Here is an 11,101-nt window from a genome sequence, read left to right as displayed (position 1 = left end):
CCCTTGGCTGGGCGGCTGGGCGGCTGGGCGGCTGGGCGGTTGGGCCGCCATCGGCCCGTGGCCCGGCGGCTGTTGCTCGCGGCCGGCGACCGCGCGTCTCGTGGCCAGTTGCCTGGCGGCCATCGGTCTGGCGACCGGGGCCCGGCGGTCGTGGGACCCAGGCGGCCAGTGCCCGTCGCTCGCGGCCCGCGGCCGGTCGGCGTCAGGTCACGTGGCCGTAGGTCGTCCTCGGCGAACCGGACGTCGGAGGGTCCGGGCCACCGGGCAGAGCCGTCATCCGACGCACCGCGCAATCTTTCGACAGCACCGCCGCAGGCGGTACGCACCACCTCAAGGAGACTCGTGAAACCCGGACCGGACATTCTCATCGTCGGCGGCGGCCTCGGCGGCGTGGCGGCGGCACTCGCCGCGTGCCGCGCCGGGCGCGGCGTCGTACTGACCGAGGAGACCGACTGGATCGGCGGCCAGCTCACCTCGCAGGCCGTCCCGCCGGACGAGCACCCGTGGGTGGAACAGTTCGGCACCACCGCCTCGTACCGCCACCTGCGGGAATCCATCAGGTCGTACTACCGCCAGTGGTACCCGATGCGCTCGGAGGCACTGGCCCTCACCGAGCTGAACCCCGGCGCCGGGCGGGTCAGCAAGCTCTGCCACGAGCCGCGCGTCGGCCTCGCCGTCCTGGAGTCGATGCTCGCGCCGCACCTCGCGTCCGGCCGCCTCACGCTGCTGACCGAGCACCGCCCGGTCGCGGCGGCGGCCGAGGACGACACCGTACGGTCCGTCACGGTGGAGAGCCTGCGCGACGGCAGCCGCCGCACCATCGCGGCGCGGTACGTCATCGACGCGACCGAGACCGGCGAACTGCTGGAACTGGCCGGTGTCGAACACGCCGTCGGCGCCGAGTCGCGGGACGAATTCGGCGAGCCGCACGCCCCGGAGACCGCCGACCCGCTCAACCAGCAGGGCATCACGGTGTGCTTCGCGCTCTCGCACCACGAGGGCGAGGACCACACCATCGACAAGCCCGCCGACTACGAGTTCTGGCGCGACTACCGCCCCGACTTCTGGCCGGGCCCGCTGCTCGGCTTCCTCGCCCCCGACCCGCGCACGCTCGAAGCGGTGCCGCGCACCTTCGTCCCCAACCCCGGCCTCGACCCGCTCGACGTCAACGCCGACCAGTCGGAGGACGCGGGCGACAAGGAGCTGTGGGGCTTCCGCCGCATCCTGGCCCGCCGGTTGCACCGGCCCGGCGCCTTCGACTCCGACATCACGCTCGTCAACTGGCCGCTCAACGACTACTGGCTCAAGCCGCTGATCGGCGCGGGCCCCGAGACCTCCGCCCAGGCCGTGGCCGAGGCGCGGCAGCTGTCGCTGTCCGTCCTGTACTGGCTCCAGACCGAGGCGCCGCGCGCCGACGGCGGCAAGGGCTTCCCCGGCCTCAGGCTCCGCCCCGACGTCACCGGCACCGCGGACGGCCTGGCCAAGGCGCCGTACGTCCGCGAGTCCCGCCGGATCAAGGCCGTCACCACCATCACCGAGCAGGACCTCGCGATCGACCTGGTCGGCCCGCACGGCGGCACCACATACCGCGACTCGGTCGGCATCGGCGGCTACCGCATCGACCTGCACCCGTCCACCGGAGGTGACAACTACATCGACATCGGCTCCGTGCCGTTCGAGATCCCGCTCGGCGCGCTCATCCCGCGCAGGGTCCGCAATCTGCTGCCCGCGGGCAAGAACATCGGCACCACCCACATCACCAACGGCTGCTACCGGCTGCACCCCGTGGAGTGGAACATCGGCGAGGTCGCCGGTGCCCTCGCCGCCCACTGCCTGGCCGAAGGAGTGGAACCGCACCGGGTCCAGGCCGAGGACAAGCGTTTCGACGCCTTCGCCGCCGTGCTCGACCGCGCCGGCGTCCAGCGCCACTGGCCCGACGTACGCGGCTACTGACCCGGACCTGGCTACCGACCAGGACCTGGCTACTGAGCAGGACCTGGCTACTGAGCAGGACCCTCTGCCCCAAGGGAGAACGGCCGGACGGAAGCAGCTCCACCTGCCCCGCCCGGCCCACCGCCCGCGTAACCGCCAACACTGCACAAGGAGGTGCCCAGACCATGACCACCCACCGCATTCGCGTCGGCATCGACGTGGGCGGAACCTTCACCGACGCCGTGGCCGTAGACGCCGCGACCCTCGAACTCCGGGGGCAGGTGAAAGTGCCCACCAGCCACCACCACGAGGACGGCGTAGCCCACGGCATCGTCGAAGCACTCGACCGCCTGCTGGAGCAGACCGGGAACGCCCCTGAGGACGTCGCCTTCCTGGCCCACGGTACGACCCAGGCTACCAACGCCCTCCTGGAGGGTGACGTCGCCACCGTCGGCCTGATCGGCATCGGTACGGGCCCGGGAGCCGCGCTCACCCGTCGGCTCGCGTCCTTCCGCAACCTCGAACTCACCCCCGGCAAGCGGCTCCCGCTGCACTACGCCCACGTCGCCGACCCCGACGACACCGCCGCCGTGCGCGCGGCCGTCGACGAGGTCATCCGGGAGGGCGCCCAAGTCCTCGTCGCCAGCCAGCCGTTCAGCGTCGACCGCCCCGAAGGCGAGGAGGCCGTACTCGAAGCGGCCCGCGGCAAGGGCCTGCCGATGACGGCGGCCCACCGGATCACCTCGCTGTACGGGCTCCAGAAGCGGACCCGTACCGCCGTGGTCAACGCCGCGATCCTGCCCCGCATGCTCGCCACCGCCGACCTGGTCGACGCCGCCATCACCAAGGCGGGCGTCACGTCCCCGCTCATGGTGATGCGCTGCGACGGCGGCGTGATGTCGCTGGACGAGATGCGGCGCAGGCCGCTGCTGACCGTCCTGTCGGGACCCGCGGCCGGTGTCGCGGGCGCCCTGATGCAGGAGCGGATCAGCGAGGGCCTGTTCCTGGAGACCGGCGGCACCTCGACCGACATCAGCGTCGTACGGCGCGGCAAGGTCGCCGTCCGGCACGCCACGATCCTCGGCAAGACCTCGTATCTGTCCGCGCTCGACGTCCGTACGGTCGGCGTCGGCGGCGGGTCCATGGTCAGGGTCGGTGAGGGGACGGGCGGCTCCGGCGGGACCGCCGGGACCGGCCGGAAGGTCACCGCGGTCGGACCGCGCAGCGCCCACATCGCGGGCCTGCCCTACGCCTGCTTTGCCGACCCCGACGACCTGCGCGACGCCACGCTCGCCACCGTCAGCCCGCTCGCCGACGACCCCGCCGACTACGCGGTCCTCGACGCCGCGGGCGGCCGGTTCGCGATCACCATGACCTGCGCGGCCAACGCGCTCGGCCGGGTCCCCGAGGGCGACTTCGCCCGCTCGGACCAGGAGACGGCCAAGGCCGCGCTGGCACCGCTGGCCGCCGCGCTCGGCGTGGACGTCGCCACCGCGGCGACCCAGGTGCTCGACGCCGGTACGGCCCGGGTGAAGGCCGTGGTCGACACGCTGATCGCCGAGTACCGCCTCGACAAGGACAACGCCGTACTGGTCGGCGGGGGCGGCGGCGCCGCGTCCGTGACACCGCACCTCGCCGTGGTCTGCGAACGCGAGGGCAGGATCGCCGCCCACAGCGAGGTCATCAGCCCCATCGGGGTCGCCCTCGCGCTGGTCCGCGAGCAGATCGAGCGGATCATCCCGGGCGCGGGACAGGAACAGATCCTGGCCGTACGGGCCGAGGCCGAACGCGCGGTCGTCGCCCAGGGCGCGGCGGCCGACGGCGTCGAGGTCGAGGTCACCGTCGACCCGCAGACCAGCACCGTACGCGCCGTCGCCACTGGCGCGACCGAACTGCGGACCCAGGACCGGGCCCACCGCGCCGACGACGGGGAACGGCTGCGCGCCGCCGCCGCCAGCCTCAAGGCCGACCCGGCCGAGGTGCGGGTGCTCGCGGGCACGCCCTCGCACACCGTGTACGGCACGGAGCTGCGCCGCCGGTACCGCGCCACCCGCCACCCCGTACGGGTCGTGGACGCCGACGGAGTCGTCCGGCTGCACTCGCCCGACGCCCGCGTCGAGACCACCACGGCGGGCGCCGCGCCCCAGGTGCTCGCCACGCTCGTGGACGAGGTCACCTCGTACGGCGACGGCGGGGTCCGCGCGCCCGCGCTGCGGCTGCTCATCGGCTCCCGGATCTCCGACCTGTCGGGCGTGGTGGAACCGCAGTCGCTGCTCGCGCTGGCGCGCAGCGAACTGAGCAGCCGCGCCGCCGACGAGCCGGTGGTGGCCGTTGTGGAGGCACGCACATGACGGCATCCGTCCTGACCCGTACGCCCGACCCGGCCGCGCTGCGCCGCCTGGCCGGCCTGGACGACGTCGAATTCGGCGTGCGGCTGCTCGCGGGCACCCCGACCCACGAGGGCCGCGACCCCGCGCTGCTGCGTCAATGGGCCCGCGCGGCGGCCGAGTTCGGTGCCGCGCTCGAACCCGTCGCCTGCGCGGCGGACGTCGTGGAGAGCGACGGCGGCCTGGAGATGGGCCTGTTGGCGCGCTACACCTCGCGGCCCGACGCCATCGAGCTGTTCACCGACACGATCGCGGCGGCCGACGGCCTCGCGGAGCGGCTCGGCTGGCGCGACTGGTACCCGGCCGGTTCCGTCCGCGCCGCTGCCGTCGCCCACGAGGCCGCGCACGCGCGGCTCCACCACGGCCCGGCCAAGGCCGAGTTGAGGCGCGCGCTCGGCCATGTCGTGCTGCGGCTCGGCAGCCGCCGCTGGTACGGACACGTCGCCGGCGCCGACGAGATCGCGGCGCACGCGTACGCCCGTACGGTCTGCGGTCTCGGCCGCAGCCCGCTGCTGCTGACGGCGGCGCTCGCCGAGTCGTTGACCCCACCGCCCGCACGGCCCTCGCCAGCCCGGACGCCGAAGCCGGCCACCCCGCAACCACGTTCACCGCGGAGACGTACCCCGCACGGAAGAGAGAAGTGACGCCATGGGTGTCGTCATTCTGCTGATCATGGCGGCGGGTGTCGCCGCGATGCTCACCCGCAAGCTCCCCACGGCCTTCGCGCTCATCCTGCTGGCCGTCGCCATCGCCCTGGTCTCCGGGGCGCCGCTGACCGGCAAGAACAGCGTGCTGGACACGGTGCTCCAGGAGGGCGCCCCGGCGCTGGCCGCCACCATGATCGCGATCCTGCTCGGGTCGTGGCTTGGCAAACTGCTGGACGAGACCGGCATCGCGGGCACCCTCGTCCGCAAGATCGTCGAATTCGGCGGCGACCGGCCCGTGGTGGTCGCGCTCGGCGTGCTGGCCGTCTCCACGCTGGTCGGCACGGTCACCGGCTCGGCGCCCGCCGCGATGCTCGCGGGCATCATCGGCATCCCCGCGATGATCGCCGTCGGCATCCCCAAGGCCACCGCCGCGGGCACGATCCTGATGGGCATCGCCGCCGGCATGCCGTTCGAACTGCCCGTCTGGCAGTTCTTCTCCACGGCGCTCGAACTGCCCGTGCACACCGTGCGCGGCTTCATGATCAAGCTGTTCCCGTTCGCGCTGGTCGCCGCGGTCCTCTTCGTCCTGATCGAGAACCGCCGCAAGGGCGTCGAGCACTCCTGGTCCCTCAAGTCGGTGGCCGAGCGGCCCAAGCCGAACCCCGGCTCGCGCCGCAAGCAGCTCGGCGACGCGCCCTGGTACGCGCTGTTCACCCCCGCCGTGCCGCTGGTCCTCGCGCTCGGCTTCGACATCGCGATCATCCCGTCGCTGCTGGCGGGCGTGCTCTACGCCCTGGTCACCACCACCCGGCCGCGCGAGATGAACAAGCGGCTGCTGCGTACGCTCTACGCCGGATTCGAGGTCGCGGCACCGCCGATCACGCTCTTCATCTCCATCGGCATCCTGCTGGCGGCGGTGAAACTGCCCGGCGCGGTCGACGCGCTCGAACCGCTCGTGAAGGCCGTCAGCCCGCAGAACGCCGTGCTGTTCGTCCTGGTCTTCACCGTGCTCGTGCCGCTGTGCCTCTACCGCGGGCCGCTGAACGTGTTCGGTCTCGGCGCGGGCATCGCCGGGGTCCTGATCGCCGCGGGCGTGTACCCGGCGATCGCCGTCCTCGGCCTGACCACCTCGTACAACCAGGTCTTCGGCGTCGCCGACCCGACCAGTACGCAGACGGTCTGGGCCGCTCAGTACGCGGGCGTCACACCGCAGACGGTGATGGTCCGCACGCTGCCGTACGTCTGGTGCGTCGCACTCGGCGGCTTCTGCGTCACGGCCGCGCAGTACCTCTGACCCTCCGGCCCCGGGTCCGGCGCGCAGGCGCTGGGGCTGGGGCCGGGGCCGTCAGTCACCTTCCAGGGCTGCGTCCAGGTACTCCCGCACCGGCGCGTAGAGGCCGTAGGGGACGTACGCGGGAAGCTCGGCGTGGGCGCACCAGGCAAGTTCGGAGAGTTCGTCGGTGTCCGCGACGTAGGGCGATCCGCCGACGACTTGGCAGGCGGTGTACGACATGAGCCGCCGCGTCTGGGGGTGGACGCGCTCCCCGAGCAGGCGGACGGCGGCGACGTCCAGGCCGGTCTCCTCCCGCGTCTCGCGGACCGCCGCCGCCTGGGGGGACTCGCCGGGCTCGATCTCGCCCGCGGGGAACTGCCAGGAGAGCTTGCCCTCGGAGACGCGCCGTCTGACCATCAGCACCCGTCCCTCGTGGACGATGATCGCGGCGGAGATGCCCGGACGGTCGCCGGTCGGTTGGTCGGCCACGACTGGTCCTCCAGAGCCGCGGTGACCGGCGGGAAGATCGCCTCGGCGGGGATGAAGCGGGTGATGGCGCTTTCGCGGGCCTGAATGTCTCTGCCACGGGAGAGGAGCGCGACGTGGGCGTGTTCCGCTGGTGCGCCGACCGGTAGTCGCTCGGCAGATGGTCGAAACCATCCCAGGCACGCTGCATGAGCGCGATGTCCGCCAGCTCCCATCTGGAGCCGGCCACGCGGCCATGGGTAGCAGGGGCACGCAGCGGCAGGTCTTCAAGCAGGAGTGGCGGATTCACCGGCTCCGCGAGCGTCAGCTCGGACCAGACGATCTTGCCGCCGATCGTGGGACGGTAGGTGCCCCACCGCGTGCTCAGCGACTCGACGAGGAAGAGCCCCCGGCCGCCTTCGGTATCGAGGGTCTGCTCCGGGATGCCGGGTGACCCGCCGCCCCCGTCCCACACCTCGACGTACAGCTTGGCATCCACGGCCCGGAGTTGTACCCCGATGTACGCCCGCTTCGGTGCCGCGTCCGTGGCACCGGTGCTCTTGATCGCGTTGGTGGCCAGCTCCGAGACCACCAGTTCGGCGATGTCGATCTGGTCCGGGACCTGCCAGTCACCCAGCGTCTTCCGGACGAACTCCCGCGACAGACCGACCGACGCGAACACCGCCTCCAGACGGATACTGGTGACGTGCAACTCTCTCGGCTTCGGTGGCGTGGTCATCGCCGGTTCACCGCCTCGCGTACCTCCACGTTGGCGGTGTACATGACGTACGCCCACAGGTGCTCTTGGAGGAGGGGGCTGGTGCCGAAGTGCTCGACGGACGGCACGACCACGAGCCGGTCACCGGTGCGCTTCAACTCCTCGACCAGTTCAGTGAGTACGGCGATGCTGCCTTCGTCAACCTCTTGGTAGATGACCGCCAAGAAGTAACCCTCCTCCTGTGCCCAGTGGAACAGCAGAAGTTCGTCCTTCACGATGTCTCGTTCCGTCCGGCCGTCGTGAGCAAGCATGTAGCCGTAAACGGGGTGCTTCATGTCGCTCACGGCCGCACCCCCTGAACGATCCAGATCCGGGCGCCGATCTCGCGTTCGATGTGGTCGCGCATGGCCCTTTGCAAACCAGGCAGCCGCGCGAAGTGCCAGAGGGACGGCACGATCACGTCACGTACGCGACCTCCTCGAAGCGCGGCAGCCAGACAGTCGAACGCCGGTTCATAGGTCGGCACTTGTTCAACGAACATCTGCTCCAGCGTGAATCCCTCTCGTTCAGCGTGTGTCATCAACTCCTGCCTGATGGTTTCGCCTTCATCACCGACTCCACCATTGGCGGCGAGCCTCATGTAGCCGTACATTCCAGGTCGCATCCGTTCCTCCAAGGGGCTCGTGGAGGTCGGCCAACGACGAGTGTTCGCGGCTCAGGGCGTAGGCCGACCTGCCCAGCAGGTAATCCCACTGAGTTGCGAGAACCCACAGCGGGAGTGCCGCACGGATGCCGCATCCATGAGGCAGTTGGGCGGCGGGCCTGCGTGAATGCCCCCTCGGCCACTAGGCTGAATTTGGCCCTGGTTTCTGCATGGAGGGGATGGGCGATGCCCAGCAAGCGCATACGGCTTGCCCAACGTCGCAAGGCGGCAGGATTTACCCAAGAGGGGCTGGCCGAACAGCTCGGCGTCGAGCGGTCTACCGTTGGCCGTTGGGAAAGCGCCGAGACAGAACCGCAGGCATGGTTACGGCCGAAAATTGCCCGCGTCCTGGGAATCAGCGGTGACGAACTCCAGACCGCCCTGGACGATGTGACGGTCATTCAGGCACAGCCAAGCGAACGCGTGAACTACGCGTTGGAGAATCCAGGCTCCGCGGACTTGGTGGTTGTGGCTTACTTGCACGAGCGGCTGCGGCGGCTCGACGAGTCCTACGACCAAGCATCGTCCACTGGCTTGCTCGGACCGGCCGGACACGTCCACGGCCAGGTGAAGTTCCTCCGCGAGAACGCCGGCAATCCGCGCGTCCGCCGTGCGCTCTACGAGGTTGAGGCCGACTCGGCAACGCTCATGGGGCAGTTGGTCTGGGACGTCAGCCAAAGACGCGATCACTATGCGCCGCTGACGTACTTCGATGAAGCGGTCGGTGCTGCTCACCACGCACGTGACCCATCGACGGCGTCGTACGCCACACTGCGCATGAGCTTCGTGGCGCTCTACGGCGAGAAGAACCCCGGCCGTGGCGTCATGCTCGCCCAGCGGGCGGCCGAGATGGCGAAGCGCACCAGCCCGTCACTGACTGGTCTCTCTCTCCTCCACGTCGCCGAGGGGCACGCCATGACCGGCGCGGTCAAGGAGTGCGAAGACGCGCTCAGGAAGGCCGAGACTCAGTTCGACCGCGTGAGCACGGATGACGTGGCCGCGCCGTACTACACGGTCAACGAGTACAACCGGCTGGCCGGGTCGTGCTACCTGTTTCTTGATATCCCCGAGCGAGCCGAGCCGATCCTCCGCATGACCACCCGTGCGCTGGCATCCAAGAAGAAGAGTCAGGCCATCGCGCTCGGCAACCTGACGCTCGCTCTGCTCCGTCAGGGGAAGCGGAACGAGCCGTGGGCGCAGGACATCAACGATCGGCTGCTCGCCCTGATGGCGGCGATCTAGAACGGGTGGCACGTGAACGACATCGATCAGGCCAAGCAGGCTGTCCGCGACCGTGTATGGCGCCGCCTCATAGAAGGCGGCGGCGCTCCGGACGACTCGTACGGCAAGATCCCCGGCTTCTACGGCAATGAGGGAACAGCGCAACGGCTGGCCGAACTGGACGTGTGGCAGCGGGCGAAGACGGTCAAGGCCAACCCCGACTGGGCGCAACTCCCCGTACGCGTTCGCGCCCTCAACGACGGCAAGCTCCTCTACATGGCGGTGCCGAGGATGGCGAGCTTGGAGCCGTTCTACGAGCTTGACCCCAAGACGCTGACCGTGTCCATTGAGGAAGCTGCCGAGAAGAGGGGTGCGGCGCAGGTCGCTCGGCGCGTCGGCGTAGATGCCATGCGTCCTGTCGACGTGGTGGTGTGCGGCAGCGTCGCCGTGAACAGGTCGGGTGCTCGCATCGGCAAGGGCGCGGGGTACTCGGACCTTGAGGTCGCGCTCTTGATCGAGGCGGGCCTCGTGACTGCCGAGACGGTGATCGTCGCTCCCGTTCACGGGCTCCAAGTAGTAGACGACAACATCCCCGAGACGGAGCATGACTTCAGCGTGGACTACATCGTGACGCCCGACGAGGTGATCCCGTGCACCAACCGACGCCGTCCGGACGGCCTTGTCTGGAACGACCTGACCGCTGAGAAGATCGCCGCTATCCCGGTGTTGTCAGCGCGGCGGCGGGCGGTGTAGGAGCGCCGACAGCGCTTATACGACAGCTCTCCGGCATGGCTGACGCCATGGGAAAGATCTGTGGTGCCCCCAACGGGATTCGAACCCGTGCTACCGCCTTGAAAGGGCGGCGTCCTGGGCCACTAGACGATGAGGGCTGGATGGCCGACCGTGGGCGCCGAGGCGCACGTCGGGGACGGGTGCAGCATATGGGATGGGCCGGGGGTTCGCCAAAACGCTTTTCGCGGCGGGGTGGCGGACAATGGGCAGCGTGCTGGAGATGACGCGTGAGGAGTTCGAAGAGCTGGTCGGGGAGGCGCTCGACCGGATTCCCGGCGAGCTGACCCGGCTGATGGACAACGTGGCGGTCTTCGTGGAGGACGAGCCCGCGCCGGGGGAGCCCGAGCTGCTCGGGCTGTACGAGGGGACGCCGCTGACCGAGCGCGGCGAGTGGTACGCCGGGGTGCTGCCGGACCGGATCACCGTCTACCGGGGCCCGACGCTGCGGATGTGCGCCACGCGTGAGGAGGTCGTCGCCGAGACGGAGGTGACCGTCGTGCACGAGATCGCCCACCACTTCGGCATCGACGACGAGCGGCTGCACGCCCTGGGGTACGGGTGACGCGGGGGTCACGCCAGGGGTGACGCAGGGGTGACGCCACGGACGCGGGGCGTGTCCTGGCGGGAGGCGCGGCGTTGGACACGGCGATCCGACCGCCGACCGGTGCGTACGGACGTGCGGCGGTACGACGACCGTACGAACGTACGCGTCCGCCTGTACCGAGCCCGAGGTGCGTACACGTGCTCCCTGCCCCAGACCGCCCCCGCGACCCCCGCCGCGACCGGGCCCGCGCCGTCCGTACGGGGCTGCGGTCCGCCGTCCTCGTCACGCTGGTGGCCGCCGGGGTCGCGGCGTGCGTGAGCGCGGGGAGCGAGTCCGACCCCAAGGCGCCGAAGCACGCGCCCGGCGTGAGCGCGGGGACCGTCGCGGACGGTTCGCGGGTCCCGCGGGGCGCGGGCGAC

At 70.7% G+C, this 11,101-nt stretch carries 11 protein-coding genes, 1 tRNA gene and 1 pseudogene; 8 read left to right on the top strand and 5 right to left on the bottom strand.

Annotated features, from left to right (window positions below; all coding sequences use genetic code 11):
* The first annotated feature begins 342 nt into the window (after nucleotides 1-342).
* The 4 genes from BGM09_RS36410 to BGM09_RS36395 all read left to right on the top strand — a co-directional run bounded on the left by BGM09_RS36410 (nucleotide 343) and on the right by BGM09_RS36395 (nucleotide 6,260).
* Complete coding sequence (locus BGM09_RS36410; protein ID WP_188286039.1) at nucleotides 343-1,953, top strand: FAD-dependent oxidoreductase; 1,611 nt, start codon at nucleotides 343-345, stop codon at nucleotides 1,951-1,953.
* Nucleotides 1,954-2,117: 164 nt separating this feature from the next.
* A complete protein-coding gene (locus BGM09_RS36405) occupies nucleotides 2,118-4,283 on the top strand; it encodes a hydantoinase/oxoprolinase family protein (RefSeq protein ID WP_188286038.1) in 2,166 nt (721 codons plus the stop codon).
* Nucleotides 4,280-4,963, top strand: a complete 684-nt coding sequence (locus BGM09_RS36400; protein WP_223188101.1) for a hypothetical protein — start codon at nucleotides 4,280-4,282, stop codon at nucleotides 4,961-4,963. Before BGM09_RS36405 ends, BGM09_RS36400 begins: the two co-directional genes overlap by 4 nt.
* A 4-nt stretch (nucleotides 4,964-4,967) precedes the next feature.
* Nucleotides 4,968-6,260, top strand: coding sequence for a TRAP transporter large permease subunit (locus BGM09_RS36395; protein ID WP_188286037.1), 1,293 nt, complete (start codon nucleotides 4,968-4,970; stop codon nucleotides 6,258-6,260).
* 51 nt (nucleotides 6,261-6,311) lie between these two features.
* Here the strand turns inward: BGM09_RS36395 and BGM09_RS36390 are convergent, their stop codons facing one another.
* The 4 genes and pseudogenes from BGM09_RS36390 to BGM09_RS36380 all read right to left on the bottom strand — a co-directional run bounded on the left by BGM09_RS36390 (nucleotide 6,312) and on the right by BGM09_RS36380 (nucleotide 8,074).
* Complete coding sequence (locus BGM09_RS36390; RefSeq protein ID WP_317453031.1) at nucleotides 6,312-6,728, bottom strand: NUDIX hydrolase; 417 nt, start codon at nucleotides 6,726-6,728, stop codon at nucleotides 6,312-6,314.
* Nucleotides 6,729-7,053: 325 nt separating this feature from the next.
* Nucleotides 7,054-7,443, bottom strand: a pseudogene (locus tag BGM09_RS39295) (ATP-binding protein); the annotation flags it as partial.
* Complete coding sequence (locus tag BGM09_RS36385; RefSeq protein WP_188286035.1) at nucleotides 7,440-7,766, bottom strand: hypothetical protein; 327 nt, start codon at nucleotides 7,764-7,766, stop codon at nucleotides 7,440-7,442. The gene BGM09_RS36385 and the pseudogene BGM09_RS39295, both read right to left, overlap by 4 nt.
* Nucleotides 7,763-8,074, bottom strand: coding sequence for a hypothetical protein (locus tag BGM09_RS36380; protein WP_223188100.1), 312 nt, complete (start codon nucleotides 8,072-8,074; stop codon nucleotides 7,763-7,765). Before BGM09_RS36380 ends, BGM09_RS36385 begins: the two co-directional genes overlap by 4 nt.
* A 237-nt stretch (nucleotides 8,075-8,311) precedes the next feature.
* Between BGM09_RS36380 and BGM09_RS36375 the strand changes: the two genes are divergently transcribed.
* The gene (locus tag BGM09_RS36375; RefSeq protein ID WP_188286033.1) at nucleotides 8,312-9,367 is read left to right on the top strand and encodes a helix-turn-helix transcriptional regulator; all 1,056 of its coding nucleotides are present in this window, start codon (nucleotides 8,312-8,314) and stop codon (nucleotides 9,365-9,367) included.
* A gap of 12 nt (nucleotides 9,368-9,379) precedes the next feature.
* On the top strand, nucleotides 9,380-10,099 hold the full coding sequence (locus BGM09_RS36370; protein WP_188286032.1) for a 5-formyltetrahydrofolate cyclo-ligase: 720 nt from the start codon (nucleotides 9,380-9,382) through the stop codon (nucleotides 10,097-10,099).
* Between the two features lie 61 nt (nucleotides 10,100-10,160).
* Here the strand turns inward: BGM09_RS36370 and BGM09_RS36365 are convergent.
* Nucleotides 10,161-10,236: transfer RNA gene (locus tag BGM09_RS36365), tRNA-Glu, on the bottom strand.
* Between the two features lie 113 nt (nucleotides 10,237-10,349).
* On the opposite strand from BGM09_RS36365, the gene BGM09_RS36360 reads away from it, so the two are divergent.
* Together BGM09_RS36360 and BGM09_RS36355 are read left to right on the top strand one after the other, a co-directional pair.
* A complete protein-coding gene (locus BGM09_RS36360; protein WP_188286031.1) occupies nucleotides 10,350-10,700 on the top strand; it encodes a metallopeptidase family protein in 351 nt (116 codons plus the stop codon).
* A 179-nt stretch (nucleotides 10,701-10,879) separates the two neighbouring features.
* Nucleotides 10,880-11,101 (top strand): hypothetical protein (locus BGM09_RS36355; protein WP_223188098.1); only part of this gene is annotated, 222 nt, incomplete at its 3' end.

The sequence above is a fragment of the Streptomyces sp. CBMA29 genome (genome assembly GCF_014596445.1).
Classification (GTDB): Bacteria; Actinomycetota; Actinomycetes; order Streptomycetales; family Streptomycetaceae; genus Actinacidiphila.
Note: the sequence above shows the minus strand (reverse complement) of the source record. Positions and strands in the feature narration are given on the sequence as shown.

What these genes read in the sequence shown, in the direction of transcription:
- BGM09_RS36405 (WP_188286038.1), top strand. Translation starts at nt 2,118, where the DNA reads ATGACCACCCACCGCATTCGCGTCGGCATCGACGTGGGCGGAACCTTC.
- BGM09_RS36400 (WP_223188101.1), top strand. Translation starts at nt 4,280, where the DNA reads ATGACGGCATCCGTCCTGACCCGTACGCCCGACCCGGCCGCGCTGCGC.
- BGM09_RS36395 (WP_188286037.1), top strand. Translation starts at nt 4,968, where the DNA reads ATGGGTGTCGTCATTCTGCTGATCATGGCGGCGGGTGTCGCCGCGATG.
- BGM09_RS36380 (WP_223188100.1), bottom strand. Translation starts at nt 8,074, where the DNA reads ATGTACGGCTACATGAGGCTCGCCGCCAATGGTGGAGTCGGTGATGAA.
- BGM09_RS36375 (WP_188286033.1), top strand. Translation starts at nt 8,312, where the DNA reads ATGCCCAGCAAGCGCATACGGCTTGCCCAACGTCGCAAGGCGGCAGGA.